General features: G+C 59.8%; 15 protein-coding genes, 1 tRNA gene and 1 riboswitch. Of the genes, 4 read left to right on the forward strand and 12 right to left on the reverse strand.

Translation table 11 applies throughout. The features are described from left to right. Positions 1 to 36: 36 nt before the first annotated feature. The 4 genes from ctaD to AC1RL4_RS17675 are packed head-to-tail and all read left to right on the forward strand — an operon-like array spanning position 37 to position 3,546. Positions 37 to 1,812, forward strand: a complete 1,776-nt coding sequence (ctaD, locus tag AC1RL4_RS17660) for a cytochrome c oxidase subunit I (protein WP_096479651.1) — start codon at positions 37 to 39, stop codon at positions 1,810 to 1,812. After that, the gene (locus AC1RL4_RS17665; RefSeq protein WP_096479652.1) at positions 1,809 to 2,495 is read left to right on the forward strand and encodes a cytochrome c oxidase subunit 3; all 687 of its coding nucleotides are present in this window, start codon (positions 1,809 to 1,811) and stop codon (positions 2,493 to 2,495) included. The genes ctaD and AC1RL4_RS17665 overlap by 4 nt, the downstream gene beginning before the upstream one ends. A 6-nt stretch (positions 2,496 to 2,501) precedes the next feature. After that, entirely contained in the window at positions 2,502 to 3,215 is a 714-nt protein-coding gene (locus tag AC1RL4_RS17670) for a heme-copper oxidase subunit III family protein (RefSeq protein WP_026286474.1), read from the forward strand. Positions 3,216 to 3,228: 13 nt separating this feature from the next. Continuing rightward, complete coding sequence (locus AC1RL4_RS17675; RefSeq protein ID WP_028939289.1) at positions 3,229 to 3,546, forward strand: cytochrome C oxidase subunit IV family protein; 318 nt, start codon at positions 3,229 to 3,231, stop codon at positions 3,544 to 3,546. Positions 3,547 to 3,597: 51 nt separating this feature from the next. Here AC1RL4_RS17675 and AC1RL4_RS17680 read toward each other — a convergent pair whose 3' ends face one another. From AC1RL4_RS17680 to AC1RL4_RS17735, 12 genes are all read right to left on the reverse strand, one after another. Then, the gene (locus AC1RL4_RS17680; RefSeq protein ID WP_018926809.1) at positions 3,598 to 4,152 is read right to left on the reverse strand and encodes a hypothetical protein; all 555 of its coding nucleotides are present in this window, start codon (positions 4,150 to 4,152) and stop codon (positions 3,598 to 3,600) included. Between the two features lie 265 nt (positions 4,153 to 4,417). Beyond that, a tRNA-Gly gene (locus AC1RL4_RS17685) sits at positions 4,418 to 4,491 on the reverse strand. A gap of 182 nt (positions 4,492 to 4,673) precedes the next feature. Beyond that, the gene (locus AC1RL4_RS17690; RefSeq protein ID WP_019647962.1) at positions 4,674 to 5,558 is read right to left on the reverse strand and encodes an alpha/beta fold hydrolase; all 885 of its coding nucleotides are present in this window, start codon (positions 5,556 to 5,558) and stop codon (positions 4,674 to 4,676) included. A 315-nt stretch (positions 5,559 to 5,873) separates the two neighbouring features. Continuing rightward, positions 5,874 to 6,566, reverse strand: coding sequence for a pseudouridine synthase (locus AC1RL4_RS17695; protein WP_028939329.1), 693 nt, complete (start codon positions 6,564 to 6,566; stop codon positions 5,874 to 5,876). 33 nt (positions 6,567 to 6,599) lie between these two features. Continuing rightward, complete coding sequence (locus tag AC1RL4_RS17700) at positions 6,600 to 6,818, reverse strand: cysteine-rich CWC family protein (protein ID WP_018926806.1); 219 nt, start codon at positions 6,816 to 6,818, stop codon at positions 6,600 to 6,602. Between the two features lie 122 nt (positions 6,819 to 6,940). Beyond that, the gene (gene atzF, locus AC1RL4_RS17705) at positions 6,941 to 8,719 is read right to left on the reverse strand and encodes an allophanate hydrolase (protein ID WP_019580864.1); all 1,779 of its coding nucleotides are present in this window, start codon (positions 8,717 to 8,719) and stop codon (positions 6,941 to 6,943) included. A gap of 25 nt (positions 8,720 to 8,744) precedes the next feature. Continuing rightward, on the reverse strand, positions 8,745 to 12,461 hold the full coding sequence (gene uca / locus AC1RL4_RS17710) for an urea carboxylase (RefSeq protein ID WP_493119812.1): 3,717 nt from the start codon (positions 12,459 to 12,461) through the stop codon (positions 8,745 to 8,747). 220 nt (positions 12,462 to 12,681) lie between these two features. Next, positions 12,682 to 13,323, reverse strand: a complete 642-nt coding sequence (locus tag AC1RL4_RS17715) for an urea amidolyase associated protein UAAP2 (RefSeq protein ID WP_019580862.1) — start codon at positions 13,321 to 13,323, stop codon at positions 12,682 to 12,684. Between the two features lie 11 nt (positions 13,324 to 13,334). Next, complete coding sequence (locus tag AC1RL4_RS17720) at positions 13,335 to 14,060, reverse strand: urea amidolyase associated protein UAAP1 (RefSeq protein WP_019580861.1); 726 nt, start codon at positions 14,058 to 14,060, stop codon at positions 13,335 to 13,337. Between the two features lie 12 nt (positions 14,061 to 14,072). Continuing rightward, positions 14,073 to 14,861, reverse strand: a complete 789-nt coding sequence (locus AC1RL4_RS17725; protein WP_018926801.1) for an ABC transporter ATP-binding protein — start codon at positions 14,859 to 14,861, stop codon at positions 14,073 to 14,075. 19 nt (positions 14,862 to 14,880) lie between these two features. Beyond that, complete coding sequence (locus AC1RL4_RS17730; protein WP_019580859.1) at positions 14,881 to 15,696, reverse strand: ABC transporter permease; 816 nt, start codon at positions 15,694 to 15,696, stop codon at positions 14,881 to 14,883. A gap of 17 nt (positions 15,697 to 15,713) precedes the next feature. Beyond that, positions 15,714 to 16,781 (reverse strand): putative urea ABC transporter substrate-binding protein, encoded by a 1,068-nt coding sequence (locus AC1RL4_RS17735; RefSeq protein WP_028939332.1) that lies wholly within the window; start codon positions 16,779 to 16,781, stop codon positions 15,714 to 15,716. A 62-nt stretch (positions 16,782 to 16,843) separates the two neighbouring features. Continuing rightward, positions 16,844 to 16,944, reverse strand: a riboswitch (guanidine-I (ykkC/yxkD leader). Between the last annotated feature and the right edge of the window lie 46 nt (positions 16,945 to 16,990).

Raw genomic sequence — 16,990 nt, forward strand, 5'->3', positions numbered from 1 at the left:
AGCAGTACACCGAAACTTCGACAGGAGGATGACGTGATGGCCTATGCGGAGCAAGCCGAAACAGAAGCACTGCACGAGCCTAAAAGTTTCCTGACCAAATATATCTGGAGTCAGGACCACAAGGTCATAGCCATTCAATACTCCTTGACGGCTCTGTTCGTGGGGCTTATCGCCGTGGTGTTGTCCGACTTGATGCGCTTACAGATAGGCTTCCCCGGCAGTTTGGCGTTCATGGACGCCAATACTTACTATCAGGCGATGACCATGCACGGCATGATCATGGTCATTTATTTGCTGACGGCTCTGTTTCTGGGCGGCTTCGGTAACTATCTGATCCCACTAATGGTGGGCGCCCGCGACATGGTCTTCCCCTACGTCAACATGCTGAGCTACTGGTTCTACCTGGTGGCGGTACTGGTATTGCTCGCCGGTTTCTTTGTGCCGGGCGGTCCCACCGGTTCGGGCTGGACGCTCTATCCGCCGCAGTCCATCACCAAGGGGACACCCGGGGTCGAATGGGGCATTGTCCTGATGCTCGTCTCTCTGGCGATTTTTATTGTCGCCGCCACCATGGGCGGGCTGAACTACGTCACCACGGTATTGCAGGCACGCACGCACGGCATGACATTGTTTCGCATGCCGCTCTCCGTATGGGGAATCTTCATGGCCTCGATCATGGCCTTGCTGGCCTTCCCGGCGCTGTTTGTCAGTGCGGTCATGATGCTGTTCGACAAGCTGTTGGGCACCAGCTTCTTTATGCCGGCGATGATCTCGCTGGGGCAGCAGCTCAATCATCAGGGCGGTAGCCCGATCTTGTTCCAGCACCTGTTCTGGTTCTTCGGCCACCCGGAGGTCTACATCGTTGCTCTCCCTGCGTTTGGCCTGGTCTCCGACTTGATCAGCACCCATGCGCGTAAAAATATCTTCGGCTACCGAATGATGGTGTGGGCGATTATTGCGATTGGCGTGCTCAGCTTTGTGGTCTGGGCGCACCATATGTATGTCAGCGGGATGAACCCGTACTTTGGCTTTTTCTTCGCCGTCACCACCTTGATCATCGCGGTGCCGACTGCACTGAAAGTCTATAACTGGGTGTTGACCCTGTGGCGGGGCGACATTCATCTGACCGTGCCGATGCTGTTTGCCCTGGCCTTTATCGTCACCTTCCTGGTGGGTGGTCTGACCGGGTTGTTTCTCGGCAATGTGATCGTGGACATTCCGCTCTCGGACACCTATTTCGTCGTCGCCCATTTCCATATGGTCATGGGAGTCGCACCGGTACTGGTGGTATTCGGCGGCATCTATCATTGGTTTCCGAAAGTCACCGGGCGGATGTTTAACGACACCCTGGGCAAGCTGCATTTCTGGATTACCTTTCTGGGTACCTACGCCATTTTCTTCCCCATGCACTACTTGGGTTTCCAGGGCATGCCGCGCCGTTACTACGCCTATGAAAACTACGCGTTCATCCCGCAGTCGGCGCAAGAGTTGAATGCCTTCATTACGGTGGTCGCATTGATTGTCGGCGTTTCCCAGTTGCTGTTCGTGTTCAACCTGGCCTGGAGTGTATTTAAAGGTAAGCCCGCAGGCAGTAATCCCTGGGGCGCGGCCAGTCTGGAATGGCAAACGCCGAACACCCCACCGGTACACGGTAACTGGGGAGCGAAACTGCCGGTCGTGCATCGCTGGGCTTATGACTACAGCGTGCCGGGGATAGAGCAGGATTTCGTGCCGCAAACGGTCTCTGCCGAGGAGCTGGAGCAAATGCGGCAACTCAGTGCCGGAACCAAGATAGCGGACGTTAAAACATGAACAGACTGCTATTGAGAAACGCCGACGACGCTGACCCCGGCGGCAGTTGGAATCGCGATCCTGAAGGTATTCAGGCCGACGCCGATAGAAGCCGAACCGCAAGGGTAGGCCTGCGCTTGTTTCTGGCGGTGGTGAGTTCGTTATTCTTTCTCTTCCTGCTCGCCTTCATTGCCCGCTCACAAATGGCTGACTGGCTACCCCTGACAGACCCCTTGGCGCCGTTAGCCAATCCATGGCCGTTGTGGGTGAATTCGGCTTTTTTGGTACTGAGTTGCATCGCACTGCAGTGGTCGCGCATGGCCGCCCGACAGGCTCGACTGGACGCAACGGCCATGGGTTTTGTAGTGGGCGGTGTATTTGCAATTGCCTTTCTGGTGGGGCAACTCTGGGTCTGGCAGCAGTTTGTCGCCTGGGGCTACTTTGTCGCCAGTAATCCGGCCAACAGTTTCTTCTACCTGTTAACCGGTGTGCATGGCCTTCACCTGCTGGGCGGGCTGATTGCCTGGGGCATAACCGTCGCTAAATTCCTGCGTCACGTGCCGTTGCCGCAACTGCGCGTCAGCGTAGAGCTCTGTACCACCTATTGGCACTACTTATTGGGTCTTTGGTTCGTGCTCTTCGCGCTGCTGACCAGCACGCCGCAAACCTATGAAGCCATCGCCAGATTCTGCGGCCTGAGGTGAAAAGCCATGGCATCGCACCCATTAGCACCGGCCGAGTCAAGTTCATCCAATCCACCAAGCCCGCCGCCTGCCCCGGGATGGCAGGGCATCGCCAGCGACTGGGCCTCGGATAGGGAGGCTTTCAGGCAGGTCCCCTGGGGCAAGGCGATGATGTGGATATTCCTGCTCAGCGATACGTTTATATTCACCTGCTTTTTAACCGGCTACATGTCGGTCCGCATGACCATCACCGCCCCTTGGCCGAACCCCAGTGAAGTGTTCGCATTGACGATCGGCGGTAGAGAAATCCCGCTTATTCTGATTGCCATCATGACCTTTGTGCTGATCAGCAGCAGCGGCACCATGGCCATGGCCGTTAACTTCGCCTATCGCCGTGATCGCGCGAAAACCACAGCCCTGATGCTGGCGACCGCTGCCTTGGGCGTGACCTTCGTCAGCATGCAGGCATTTGAATGGAGCAAGCTTATCGCCGAAGGCGTGCGTCCCTGGGGGAACCCCATGGGCGCGGCTCAATTTGGGGCCAGCTTCTTCATGATTACCGGTTTTCACGGACTGCATGTGTCAATCGGCGCCATCTATCTCAGCATTGTGGCGATGAAAGTCATGCGAGGAGATTATGAGCGCTCCGGAAACTATCAGAACGTCGAAATAGCCGGGCTTTACTGGCACTTCGTGGACTTGGTGTGGGTGTTTATTTTTGCTTTCTTCTATTTATGGTAGAGGAGCACGGGTGATGGCGCATGCTCAGGGTCAGCAACATCCAATCAGTTTGTACCTGAAAATCTGGGGGCTGTTATTCGTCCTCAGCACGATGTCGTATCTGGTCGACTATTTTCACTTCCATGGTTACCTTCGGTGGGCCCTGATTATCACTTTCATGTTGTTGAAGGCAGGTTTAATTGTCTCCATCTTCATGCACATGGCCTGGGAGCGGTTGGCCATGGTCTACGCCATATTGGTGCCACCGTTGTGTTTGCTGGTGCTCGTCGGGCTGATGGCCACCGAGGCGGATTACGTTTTCCTCAGTCGGGTCGTTTTCTTCGGTCAATAAGCAGCCAACGGACGGCTTTGAGCCTCCGGGGTCAACCCGCAGTAAATGGCGTTATATCGTTCGCTTGAACTGATGCCATTTGTGCAGCCAGGCGACTGTCCAGTGAGGGGATGCCGTACCCGTGCCGGCGATCTTCAGTTTTGGATGATGTTCAATGACCCGATCCAATACCGGCTCCTGATTCGGATCAACATCCACGAAGAAGATATGTTTGCCGTCTTCCACCATCTGTTTAAAGTTGCGGAAGTGCGCGTTAGGTACCTGAATACCAAAAAAGCCGCCTTCCCAGATGCAGAAGCCAAATATAACAATGGCAAGGAAGATAAAAGGTACCCAGCCTGCGGCGGTTTCGGTCCAGCCCAGCCAATAGGCACCGCCAAGGATCAGCGCTGCGAGTGGCACACCAACCACTGCACCAATCTCGCCAGAGTGAACAACATCCTGTTTCATCAACGAGTTGACCTCGTGGAGATGGTGTTCTTCAACATCAGCCACTTGTTCGCTGAGCACATGAATTTGTTCGGTATTGATGCCGTTGGCTTCCAGTTCGGTTTCAAGGGCTTCGAGATCGTCGAGATTGTCACTGATGTAATAGTGTCGGTTCATGCCACACCTCCCATCTCGTGTTGGCCGTAGGCCTCCTCTGTCCCGCAGCCGTAAACTGAGATTTGCAGTCGGTATCTGCGCCCGTGGGGAACGTTGCACACTTCATGCAATCCGTAGGAAGTATAGCATTCGCTAGTATGCGGGGCCGGAGGCGTCAAGGACTGGAGGGCCCCCAAATCCCAGGCACAAAAAAACCGGCCATCAAGGCCGGTTTTTTCTTTACCTGCATCCCCCGTCAAAAAACGACGTGAGACTGAAATCTGATTGGAGCGGGTGAAGGGAATCGAACCCTCGTTATCAGCTTGGGAAGCTGGAGTAATGCCATTATACGACACCCGCTCAGAGCGGCTGACTTTGTACCAGATGTGAGCGCGGATTTGAAGTTTTTCTTTATGCGCGATGGCTTTAGCGTCGGGTGAAACACAAACAGGGACCGCTTGGCGGTCATTCGCGGGCAAGCCTCGCGCCTACGGGAGTGCGTTCAACACAGTAGGGCGGGGCTTGCTCGCGATGACTCTGTTTCAGATTGCCAATGCATGGTGGTCCTGGACGTAGTGGTAACGCGGCCGGCTTTCGTGTTGCGTCGGCTTCAGGAAGCCCAGCAATGCGTTACGGCTGTCTTGGCAGGCAGTTTTATGTTCCATGTCGAGGAAGTGGCCGGTGGCCTGAAGGGTGCTGAAGGTGCTGTGTTGTACATGGCCGGCGAACAGCCTGGCATCGGCGGGGGCGGTGTACTCGTCCCATTCGCCGTTCATGAACAGCACTGGCACATTGATTTTCTTTGCCGCGTTCAGGTAGCAGTTGCGGTCGCTGTTGAGCACGTCGCTGATGTGGAAGTGCATCTGCCCGTATTCGTGTTCGGCCAATGAGCTGACGTGACGGTGGTTGAAGCGCTTGAACAGCGAAGGCAGGTGTTTGCCGATGGTGCTGTTCACCAGGTGGCCGACGCGGTCACCGTCCCGGTTGCCGAGGTAATCGACACCGCGCTGAAGGTAGTCGAGCATGTGCTCGTTGACCACCGGCGAGAACGAACTGATCACAGCCTTTTCGATGCGCCGTGGCCGGTGGGCGAGGGCGACGAGCGTGGCGGCGCCACCAAAGGAAAACGACAGCACGTGTTCGGCGGCGAAGTGGTCGATCAGCTCCAGGAGGATCTGCCCTTCGATTTCCTTGGTCAGCATTTTCTCATGCAGGTTGTGAGCCTTGGACTTGCCCGCGTAGGGCTGGTCGTAGCACACCACATTGAACTGCGGATAAAGGTTTTTCACGGTTTGGGCAAACGACGCAGTCGTGGACATCGAGCCGTTGACCAGAATGATGGTCTTTTCTGCGGCGTCTGCGCGATAGAACTCCGTGTAAACCCGATACTGACCCTGTATATCCAGCACAGCGATTTCTGGCCTCATGACATAAGACTCCTGGCAAGCGGGTATGCGCGCAAATCAGATTGCACGAGCTTTGTGACAGGTAGGCATACGCCTGGAATTTTGAAGGCCCATGTCGATCCATTGCACGCCGGTCGACGGGTATTGTTATAAGCGGGCAGTTTGCCGGGGGAAGGCGGAACCTGAGGGTTCTCTGCCGGCAAAAAGTTTCTTAGAGTAGTTTTGGTGACTCGCCGGTCACATTTCGCGCCGACGTCCTGATTCAAGCAGGGGTCACGTCATCGCGCAAGTATCTTTCAAAAAATATTCGACAACTTCTGCTGAGCGGTCGCCTGCTTAGATCAATCGGATCTCTTCGACGCTCAGCGGCCGGTATTCGCCGGGCTTCAGCGCGTCGTCGAGCAGCAGCGGTCCCATGCGTTCGCGGTGCAGGCGCAACACCTTGTTGTCGAAGTGGCCGAACATCCGTTTTACCTGATGATAACGGCCCTCGACGATGCTCAGGCGCGCCGATTTTGCCCCGAGCAAGACCAGCTCGGCAGGTTGGGTTGTGAGGTCTTCGAAGGCGAAGTACAGGCCTTTGGCGAATGTGATCGCGTAGTCGGCAGTGATCTCCTGCTCCGTCTCGACGTAGTACACCTTGGGCAGTTTGGTCTGCGGCTGGGTCAGGCGTCGCGACCAGGTGCCGTCGTTGGTGATCAGCATCAGGCCAGTGGTGTTGAAGTCCAGGCGACCGGCGATGTGCAGGTCATCCTTGTCCGCTTCATGGATCAGGTCGAGCACCGTCGGGTGTTGCGGGTCGCGGGTGGCGCTGACGCAGCCGGGCGGTTTGTGCAGCATGAAGTAGCGGGCCGGTTTACCGACCTGCAGCACTTCGTCGTCGACTTCCACGCGGCTGAACTCAAGCACCTCGGTGTGAGGATCGCTGACGATAGTTCCGTCGACCCTGACGCGCTTTTCCACCAGCAACAGGCGTACCTGCTTGCGGTTGAAGCGGGGCAGGTTGCTGAGGAAACGGTCAACGCGCATGGCCAGGGATCGGTGGGAAAAGGGCTGCGTATGTTACGTGATCGGCCAGGCGGTTGCTTGCAACTGCGCCTCGACCCGGGCGCAGGCCGGGCACAGGCAGGACTTGTCACGCAGCTCGGCCGGCAGCGTTTCGAACACCGCCGGGTCGATGCTGACGCCGTAGCACCAGCAGGCACGATCGACGGTTCGTGGATCGGCCAGGCTGCAGTCGTTGGAAGCGCCGCAGGCCGGGCAGAGGTCTGGCTTATTCATGAAAGGGTCATTTGGTAATGGCCGGTTTGCTTGGCCCGAGCTGCGCATGATCGTCCCGCAAGCCGCCATGTGCAAGCTAACGCTCGCACATTCCTGAAGGAGTCTTGCCGGTGATCAGGCGATCAACCCAGGCTTTTCAAATACGCCCGCCACCCGCCCAAATGACTGATTTCCACCGCCCCATCCAGCCCATACGGCTCACAGATAAACCCGCTCTCCCAACGCCCATCCGCCAGTTGCACCTTGCCCAGTCCCAGTGGAGCAGGAATCCCGGTGAGGAACGACCCCAGCTCACTGCTCGGCAATTCCCAGACTTCCACCGCAATCGCCACGCCGCCCTCTTTAACGCGGACCATGCCGGGGCGATACGGTGGGCCGCCGGCCAAGGCATACAGCTGATAATCGGGAGAACTCTGAGTTGTTTCTACCAGCCGCGCTCCACGCTGTTTGAGTTGCCAGTTCAGCGCCAGCCCCTCCAGGTGCGCGCCGCAGACCACCAGTCGTGCCCGGTCATTGCGCGCGATGGCGGCCGGTGCGGGTGACGCCAAGCCCTGCTGACGTTGCAGGGCATCCGCCACGCTCAACAGATACTGATCGGTAAACGCGCGACCAAACAAGGTCACGCCCCATGGCAAACCATTGCCCATCAATCCGCTGGGCACGGCGACGGCAGCGTAATCGAGCAGGTTCATGAAGTTGGTGTAGTAGCCCAGTTCCGAGTTGCGCAGTACCGGTTCGGCGGCAAGTTCCGCCAACGTCACCGGACGGCCAATGGTTGGCGTCAGCACGCAGTCGAGGCCCTCCAATACTCTGTCGCACAGCGCCTTCAAGACTTGCAGCCGGTAGTGGGCGCGGAAGGTTTGCACGCCGGTCACCGCCGGGGCCTTGGCCAGCACGGCACGAATCACTGGCAACACGGCTTGAGGATTTTGCTCCATCAATTTGCCGGCCACACTGTAACGCTCAGCCACCCATGGCCCTTCGTAGAGCAACCGCGCCGCTTCAAGGAAGGGCGACAAATCCAGTTCGACCGCTTCACCGCCCATGGTTTTGAGCTGGTCGATGGCGTCGCCAAACAACAACGGGCCTTCAGGGCAGCCGAAGAACGCCAGGTCCTGCGCACGGGGCACACCGAAACGAAACGCGCGCGGCGTGCCGAAGGCCGAGCCGTCATTCCACAGCGGATTGCTGCGGCTGTATTCATCCCGTGGGTCGAGATGAGCGGTCAGTGCCAACAACTGACTGGCTTCCCGAGCCGTGGCCGTAAAGGTCGTGACGCAATCGAGCGTGCGACAGGCCGGAACCACCCCGGCCGTGGAGATCAGCCCTTTGGTGGCTTTCAAACCGACCAGATTGTTCAGCGCCGCCGGTACGCGTCCGGAACCTGCGGTGTCGGTGCCCAGGGCGAAACTCGCCACGCCGAGCGCCACCGCCAGTGAAGACCCGGCACTGGAACCGCCTGACGGATACTCCGGCAACACGCTGTTCGGGCAAGCGCCATACGGCGAGCGGCTGCCGTTGAGGCCGGTGGCGAACTGGTCGAGATTGGTCTTGCCCAGCGGGATCGCGCCCAGCGCCAGCAGTTGCTCGACGATGGTTGCCGAACGCTCCGGCACGTAGGCAAACGCCGGGCACGCCGCGGTGGTCGGAATGCCCGCCAGATCGATATTGTCCTTGATCGCGAACGGCACGCCGTACAGCGGCAGGCTGCCTGGGTCACGACCATCGAGGGCGGCGAGGTACGGTTCCAGTTCCTCGGCGCTGAGTAAATGGATGAACAAGTGATAGTCCGGGTTCAGCGCCGCGGCTTTTTCCCGCAGGCTCGGCAGCAGTTGCCGAGGCGTGATGTGGCCGTCACGGTAAGCGTTGCGCAGGGCGTCGAGTTGCAGATTGATGTTCATGGTTCAGATCCTTGTTGAAATGGCTTCAGTCGAGTTCCAGCACCACGACGCGCTGTCCCGCGCGCACTGGCGAGCCCGGTTGCACACGAATCTCGCGCACCACACCGGCCATGGGCGCGAGCAGCGGGATTTCCATCTTCATCGACTCCAGAATCACTAGCACATCTCCGGCGACCACTTGGCTGCCGACCTCCACCTGAACCTGCCAGAGGTTGCCGGCGATGTGGCTGTCGATGCTCTGCTGACCGTCGGCCAACAGTGCCTCTTCGGTCACTTGCGGCGCCGGTTCTTCACTGTCGAAATGCGCCTGACCGCTGGCAATCCAGCGCTCGCGCTCGGCGTTGAACGCACCTTTTTGCTGATCCCGAAACGCCGCAATGCTGTTGGCTTCCTTCGCCAGAAACGCCTGGTAATCCGCCAGGTTCAACTGACTGTGCTCGATGTTCAGAGCGAAGCGCCCGAGCGGGAAATCCCGTCGAATGCGCAGCAGTTCGTCGGCGCTTACCGGGTAGAAGCGGATTTGATCGAAGAACCGCAGCAGCCACGGTTTGCCATCGAACGCGGCGACCTCGCGGTAGCGATTCCACATCTGCAAGGTCCGGCCGACGAATTGATAACCACCGGGGCCTTCCATGCCGTATACGCACATATAGGCGCCACCGATGCCCACCGAGTTTTCAGCGGTCCAGGTGCGGGCCGGGTTGTATTTGGTGGTGACCAGACGATGCCGTGGGTCGAGCGGGGTGGCGACCGGAGCGCCGAGGTAGACATCGCCCAGCCCCATCACCAGATAGCGGGCGTCGAACACCGTGCGCTGCACTTCGTCGAGGTTCGGCAGGTCGTTGATGCGCCGGATGAACTCCAGATTGCTCGGGCACCATGGGGCGTCCTTGCGCACGGTGGTCATGTATTTCTCGATGGCCAACTGGCAAGCCGGGTCATCCCAGGACAGCGGCAGGTGCACGATGCGCGAGGGAACCTGCAAGTCTTTGGCGGCGCACACAGCGTCCCACTCACCGGCGACGATGCCCAGCAGATCGGCGAGCGGCAGTTGCTCCGGTTGGTAATGCACTTGCAGCGAACGGATGCCCGGCGTCAGGTCGATTACCCCGTGCAGGCGTTTGCCTTCCAATGCCTGCATCAGCGCGTGGGCGCGGAAGCGCAGGACCAGGTCCAGTTCCGGTGCGCCGATTTCCAGCAGCAAATGCGTGTCGCCCGAAAGGCGTGCAACCAGCCGCGTATCGTCCTGCCCGATATCCAGCACCACAGGCGACACAACCCCCTGTGGGAACACATTACCTGTGGCGAGGGGGCTTGCCCCCGTTGGGTCGCGAAGCGCCCCCAATACCTGCAATCGCGCAGCATCAGATGTATCGAGTTGACTGATTGGCGACTGCTTCGCAGTCGAACGGGGCGATGCGGCGTTCCGACAAGCCCCCTCGCCACAATGGTTCTGCATTGCCAGAGAGCGAGCGGTTTTCAGATCGATCGGCAAAAACTGCACCTTGTCTCCAGCCTTCAGTTGCCCGAGCTGCCAAAGATCCGCTTCGATCACCGTCACCGGGCAGACGAACCCACCGAGGCTCGGACCATCGGGACCGAGGATCACCGGCATATCACCGGTGAAGTCCACCGCGCCAATGGCATACGGATTGTCGTGAATATTCGACGGATGCAAACCGGCTTCGCCACCGTCGGCCCGTACCCATTCCGGCTTCGGCCCGATCAGCCGTACACCGGTGCGGCTGGAGTTGAAATGCACTTCCCATTTAGTGGTGAAGAAGGTGCCGATGTAGTGTTCGGTGAAGTATTCCGGTGCGCCATGGGGGCCGTAGATCACCCTGATTTGCCGCACGGCCGGCAACTCGGTGACCTGTTCATCAGGCAATTGAACACCCGCGCTACGGTCGATCAAGGCTGGCACATGCAACACGTCCCCGGCACGCAACGCACGACCGCCATGGCCACCGAACTGACCGAGGGTGAAGGTACTTTTGCTGCCCAGGTAATCCGGCACTTGCAGGCCGCCGCGCAGGCACAGATAGCTGCGAGCGCCTGCACCGGCGATTGTGCCGAGATGCACTGTGGCCCCGGCCGGAATCAGCAGCGCGGTGTTCATCGGTGCCGCTTCACCGTTCAGCGTCAATGGAATCTGCGCACCGGTCACCGCCACAACCGCATCACAATTGAAGCGCAGCATCGGCCCGCTCATGGTGATTTCCAGGGCCGCTGCGCCTTCATCGTTACCCAGTAAAAGATTACCCAAACGCAATGCACGACTGTCCATCGGCCCCGACGGCGGCACACCCACCGCCCAGTAACCGAGACGCCCCGGATAGTCCTGAACGCTGGTCTGGGTGCCGGCGCTGATCACCTCGAAGGTGTTGGCCTGGTAGACCAGCGCTTCCAGACAACGGGTCCATGGCTGGCCGCTGGCAAAGGGCACATCGAGCAGAATCTGTCGCAGGTAATCGCGGTTGGTTTCCACACCGTACAGCAGGCTGTCGCCCAAGGTTTGGAGCAGATCAGCGCGGGCCTCTTCGCGAGTCGGCGCCCAGCGGATGACCTTGGCAATCATCGGGTCGAAGTAAGGCGGGATCTCGCAACCGGCCTCGACCCACGTGTCGATGCGCAGGTGTTTGCCATCGGCGACGGGGAAACTTACCGCCGTCAGCAGGCCGGGGCTCGGTTGAAAATCGCGCCCCGGATCTTCGGCGTAGAGCCTTGCCTGGATCGCGTGGCCGTCGGCTTTCAAGCCTTGGCTCAATGCGTTCAATGGCGGTAAATCTCCGGCCGCCAGTCCCACCATCCAGCGCACCAGATCCACGCCCCACACTTGCTCGGTGACACCGTGCTCCACCTGCAAACGGGTGTTCACTTCAAGAAAATAGAAACGCTGGGCGTCACTGTCGAAGACAAACTCCACGGTGCCGGCGCTGCGGTAGTTCACTGCCTTGGCGAGTTTGATTGCAGCAAGGCAGAGCGCTTCGGCCATGCCGTCGGGCAGGTTGGGCGCCGGGGTTTCTTCAAGGACTTTCTGGTTGCGCCGCTGCACCGAACAGTCGCGCACGCCGAGGGCAATCACCTCGCCCTGGCCGTCGCCGAACACCTGCACTTCCAGATGTCGCGCGCGCTGGATGTACTTCTCGATGAACACGCCGGCGTCGCTGAAGTTGTTCTGCCCGAGGCGTTTGACCGCTTCGAAGGATTCGCCCAATTCGGCGGCGCTGCGGCACACGCGCATACCGATGCCGCCACCGCCGGCGGTGCTTTTGAGCATCACCGGGTAGCCGACCTGTTCGCCAGCGATCAATGCCGCGTCAAGGCTGTCGAGCAGTTCGGTGCCTTCGAGCATCGGCACGCCGTGTTGTTTGGCCAGGGCGCGGGCGGTGTGTTTGAGGCCAAACACGCGCAGTTGCTCAGGCGTGGGGCCGATGAAGGCGATATCGGCTGCTTCGCAGGCCTCGGCGAACGCGGCGTTTTCCGAGAGGAATCCGTAGCCGGGATGGATCGCCGTAGCGCCGGTGGATTTGGCGATGGCGAGGATTTTGTCCACGGCAAGGTAAGTGCCGGCCGCCGCGCCTTCGCCCAGGCTGTGGGCTTCATCGGCGTGCAGGATATGCAGGCTGGCGGCGTCCGCTTCGGAGTAAACGGCGACTCCCTTGACCTGCAACTCTCGCAGGGTCCGCAGAATGCGGCAGGCAATGGCGCCACGGTTGGCGATGAGGACTTTTTCGAACATGGCATAACCCCTGGAGGCGATAGCGCATCAGCCTCGACCTGGGATGCGGGCCGTCCCGCAGTTTTTCGATGAGCGCCGGGGTCGTCCCCGACGGCAGAATCAATTCACTTCAAAACACCACCGCTCCTACATTGGTATTTGTGGTGTTTTTACTTTTTGAGGCACTGGCCGGAGCGGGCCTGACACAGGGCAAACAACCACCGCCGCAAACGCGCAAGTTTCAGTTCCATACCAAAAGCTCCGCAGGCGTGGGGTTGTAGGCGTTGCACGGGTTGTTCAGTTGCGGGCAGTTGGAGATCAGCACGATCACGTCCATCTCGGCGCGCAGGTCGACGTATTTGCCGGGCGCTGAAATCCCGTCTTCAAACGTCAGCCCGCCATCGGCCGTCACCGGCACATTCATGAAGAAATTGATGTTCGGCCCGATGTCGCCCTTGCCCAGGCGCCCGTCGTGGGCGCAGGCGCGCAGGTAGTTGTCGCGGCAGCTGTGCATGTAGCGTTTTTCCAGGGCGTAACGCACGGTGTTGCTCTCTTGCGCGCAGGCACCGCCGAGGGTGTCGTGACGCCCGCAGGTGTCTTCGACGATGGTCAGCATTGGCTTGCCGAGGTTGGAATAGAGCACGCTGCCGGTGCTCAGGTAGACGCTGTTCTGCCGACGCAACGTGCGTTGCACGTCATAGCGTTCCCTGGGATTGGCAAGGCTGTAGAACAGAGTGTCGACCGCCTGATTGCCTTCCAGGTCGAGGATACGCAGGGTCTGGCCGGCCTTGACCTCCATCAGCCAGGGTTCGCCGGCCGGGATGGTGGCGCGGTAGACCGCTGTTTCTGGTTGCTTGTGGGCGGTGGCGATAGCGAGTGACATGGCAGCGATCCTCAGGCGAACAGACGGTCGGTGTTGATGAAGCCGCGCTCGTTTTCCGGGCGCGAGGTGCGGCAGTGTTCGGCGACGCTGGCATCAGCGTTCATCCAGCTCAGCTTCAGCGGTTTCGGTGCATATTCCGGCGACGGATCCATCGGGTGTTGCAACGCGGTGAGTACCACCAGGGTGTCCATCGGCGCGTATAACTCGATGTAATCACCGGCCTTGGAATTGCCTTCGACGAAGTGGAAACGGCCAGCCTCATCGACGTTCACCCGGCTGAACAGGTTGAGCGTCATCAGCAGGTCGGACAGGCCCAGCCCCCACTTGCCCAGCTCCACCAACAAGTTGTCGGTGCCGTTGCGGAAGAAGCCGTTGCGCAGTTCCTGATAGCGACCCTGGCCATATTTTTGTGCGACTTCTTCAGCGCAGAGCACGCCGCCGAGGCTGTCGCTCCAGCCACAGGTGTCGGCAGTGATCGCCGCCAGCACGCGGCCCATGTCCGAGTACAGGCAATGGCCGGTGGTGAGCTTGGCGGTGTGTTGGCATTTGAGGCTGTCGGGCAGGTTCAGGCGTTCGGTTTTTTCGTTGGCGTTGAGCAGCGTCAGGCTGACGTTGGCACCGCCGCGCAGGTCGGTCAGGCGCAGTAATTGGCCGCGTTTCAGAACGAATGAACGATGGCCGCCGCCGGGGAGCATTTCTTCGGCGAACGGCGGGAACAGTTGGGTCGAATCAGTCATGTGCAGATTCCTCTAAGCGATACGAAGCGTGCCTGCCAACTGAGCTGGCAGGGCGTCGACGGCGGCGCGGTTGGCGCGGCGGTCGCTGTTCAAAGGGATGTCGTAGGTGATGCGTGCGCCATAGGCGCCGGGGGCGTGCGGGTCGACGCGGACCTTGTCGAATACCAGCAAACGGGTGCCGAGACTGAAACCTTCGGACAGGTCGTGGGTGACCATGAACACCGTCAGTTGCGTCTCGCGCCACAGCTCCAGCAGCAGGCTGTGCATGTCTTTGCGGATGCCCGGATCGAGGGCGCCGAACGGTTCGTCGAGGAGCAACACGCGGGGTTTCATGATCAGCGCCTGGGCAATCGCCAGCCGTTGCTGCATGCCACCGGAGAGTTGCGCCGGATACTTGTCCAGCGAATGGCCGAGGCCGACTTTGTGCAGCAACACCGAGGCATGATCGCGTGCCTCTTTTTTAGTGCTGCCGAACAACCGCCCCAGTAATGGCGAGCGCGGCAGTTCGAGGCCGAGGGCGACGTTGTCCAGCACGGTCAGGTGCGGGAACACCGAGTAGCGCTGGAACACCACGCCACGGCTCGAATCCGGTTCGCCAGCCAATGCCTGACCGTCCAACAGAATCTCGCCGCGACTGGCGCGTTCCTGGCCGAGCAATAGCCGCAGGAAGGTCGATTTGCCGCAACCCGACGCGCCGACCAAGGTGCAGAACTCACCTTCGTTGACGCTCAGGTTCAGCCCTTCAAGCACCACCTGATCGGCGTATTGCTGCCAGACGTTTTTCACTGTGATGAAGCTCATGCCCGCGCCCCTTCATAACTCATTTGGAGGCACCTTGGTGCCAGGGAAAGGCCCGTTGGGTCAGGCGCTTGAGGCCCCAGTCCATCAGCCAGGCGAGCAGGGTGATCCACACCACGTAGGGCAAAATCACGTCCATCGCCAGGTAGCGGCGCACCAGGAAGATCCGGTAACCCAAACCGTCCGTGGAGGCGATGGCTTCGGCGGCGATCAAAAACAACCACGCCGAGCCGAGCATCAGTCGCAACGAGATCAGCAGGCGCGGCAGCAATTGCGGCAGCACCACACGCAGCATCAGAGTCCAGGTGGAAGCACCGAGGGTCTGCGCCTTGATCAGCAATTCCACAGGAATTTCCCGGGCGCGCTGTTCCAGGTCACGGGCCAGGCATGGGGTGATGCCGATCACGATCAGCATCACTTTCGACAACTCCCCCAACCCGAACACGATGAACAGAATTGGCAGGATCGCCAACGGCGGCACCATCGACAGCACCGTCAGCACGGGCGACAACGGCGCACCAAACAGCGGCAGCGTACCGGCGGCGATGCCCAGGCACAGCCCGGCCAGCGCACTGATGCCGAGGCCGATGGCCAACCGCCGCAGACTGGAGGCGGTGTCTTGCCAGAGCAGGTATTCACCGGTGCGGGTGTCGGCGGTGAAGGCCAGGCGTTTCACCGCGTCGGTCATCTGCACGGCACTGGGCAGCAGTTTGTCGTTGGGGTTGTCCATCAGCCGTTCGGCCGAGCCCATGAAGTAGGCGAACAGCACCAGGGCGAACGGCAGGATCACCAACAGCAGGCGACTCGGGCGATCCGGGTGGCGATTGATCAGGCGCATGGCCAGCTCCTCCTGTCTTACAGCTTGGCGTCGGCGGCCATCTGCACGTAAGTCGGATCGAAGCGCAGCTTGAGGTTGCCTTTATCGCCGCTGGTCACGCCATTGGCGAAGGCCATGCCGATGGCGCTGGTGTCTTTGGCGCCTTCACCCAGCAAGCCGTGCTGGAACGAGAACTCGGCGACCTTGCGCATGGTGTCGGGCAGTTGCTTGCTGGTGGAGAACGCCAGGGCTTCTTTGGGCGTGGCGAACAGTTTGGTGGTGTCGAGTTGCGCCTGGAAACCGGCCAGGTCGGTACCCGAAGCTTTGGCCATATGTTCGAGGGCGGCCTGGCTGGTGGCGTTTTTCGCGTTCATCAACGCGACCACTTCGAACCAGGCACCGGTCAGGGCTTTGCCCAGAGCCGGGTTGTCTTTGAGGGTGGCGCTGTTGACCACCATCATGTCCATGATTTCGCCGGGGATCTGGCTGGAATTGAACACTTCGGTCACCGCAGGCTTGGCCTTGATGTCCGAGAGCATCGGGTTCCAGGTGGTGACGGCGTTGACCTGTTCAGTGTTGAACGCGGCGGAGATGTCGGCGTCGGAGGTGTTGACCACTTTCAGGTCCTTCTCGGTGAGGTCTACCGAATCCAGAGCACGGGCCAATAGATAGTGGGACACGGACAGCTCCACCAGATTGACGTCCATGCCTTTGAGGTCAGCGACTTTCTTGCCTTCACCTTTAAGCACAATGCCGTCGTTGCCGTTGGAGAAGTCGCTGACGATCAGCGCCGTGCTGTCGACGCCACCGGCCGCCGGAATGGTCAGCGCGTCCATGTTGGTCATGGTGCAGCCGTCGAACTGGCCGGCGGTGTATTGGTTGATGGATTCGACGTAGTCGTTGAGCTGCACCACATCAATCTTGATGCCGTACTTTTTCGCCCATTTGTCGACGATGCCCTGGCTGCCGGCATATTCCCAGGGCATCCAGCCGGCGTAGATAGTCCAGCAGACGCTGAAATGGTCTTTCTGCGCGGCCTGGGACGAGACACTCACGAGGGCTGCAAAAGCAGCGGCGAGCAGGGTGGGTAAACGAAGTCGGGACATGGGATGGTTCTCCAGTTGATCAAGGGCGGACAGGAAGGCAGCGGCACCGCGAACGGTGGCTTGTCTCCCGGGCTTTTGTCCCGCCGTGTAACCTCAACTGGAGGTCGCCAACTCTCGGACCAGTCACTCGCGATTGCGAGCCGGAACCCTAGTCAGCCATTGCAAATTGTGGTGCCGCGAACCTGTGATGACTCCTGCACGTCTTTGGT

Source organism: Pseudomonas sp. GW822-FHT07A10, from assembly GCF_058798795.1.

Bases quoted from the DNA above. Each gene is read 5' to 3' on its own strand.
- ctaD (WP_096479651.1), top strand. From the start codon at position 37: ATGGCCTATGCGGAGCAAGCCGAAACAGAAGCACTGCACGAGCCTAAA.
- AC1RL4_RS17665 (WP_096479652.1), top strand. From the start codon at position 1,809: ATGAACAGACTGCTATTGAGAAACGCCGACGACGCTGACCCCGGCGGC.
- AC1RL4_RS17670 (WP_026286474.1), top strand. From the start codon at position 2,502: ATGGCATCGCACCCATTAGCACCGGCCGAGTCAAGTTCATCCAATCCA.
- AC1RL4_RS17675 (WP_028939289.1), top strand. From the start codon at position 3,229: ATGGCGCATGCTCAGGGTCAGCAACATCCAATCAGTTTGTACCTGAAA.
- AC1RL4_RS17680 (WP_018926809.1), bottom strand. From the start codon at position 4,152: ATGAACCGACACTATTACATCAGTGACAATCTCGACGATCTCGAAGCC.
- AC1RL4_RS17690 (WP_019647962.1), bottom strand. From the start codon at position 5,558: ATGAGGCCAGAAATCGCTGTGCTGGATATACAGGGTCAGTATCGGGTT.
- AC1RL4_RS17695 (WP_028939329.1), bottom strand. From the start codon at position 6,566: ATGCGCGTTGACCGTTTCCTCAGCAACCTGCCCCGCTTCAACCGCAAG.
- AC1RL4_RS17700 (WP_018926806.1), bottom strand. From the start codon at position 6,818: ATGAATAAGCCAGACCTCTGCCCGGCCTGCGGCGCTTCCAACGACTGC.
- atzF (WP_019580864.1), bottom strand. From the start codon at position 8,719: ATGAACATCAATCTGCAACTCGACGCCCTGCGCAACGCTTACCGTGAC.
- uca (WP_493119812.1), bottom strand. From the start codon at position 12,461: ATGTTCGAAAAAGTCCTCATCGCCAACCGTGGCGCCATTGCCTGCCGC.
- AC1RL4_RS17715 (WP_019580862.1), bottom strand. From the start codon at position 13,323: ATGTCACTCGCTATCGCCACCGCCCACAAGCAACCAGAAACAGCGGTC.
- AC1RL4_RS17720 (WP_019580861.1), bottom strand. From the start codon at position 14,060: ATGACTGATTCGACCCAACTGTTCCCGCCGTTCGCCGAAGAAATGCTC.
- AC1RL4_RS17725 (WP_018926801.1), bottom strand. From the start codon at position 14,861: ATGAGCTTCATCACAGTGAAAAACGTCTGGCAGCAATACGCCGATCAG.
- AC1RL4_RS17730 (WP_019580859.1), bottom strand. From the start codon at position 15,696: ATGCGCCTGATCAATCGCCACCCGGATCGCCCGAGTCGCCTGCTGTTG.
- AC1RL4_RS17735 (WP_028939332.1), bottom strand. From the start codon at position 16,781: ATGTCCCGACTTCGTTTACCCACCCTGCTCGCCGCTGCTTTTGCAGCC.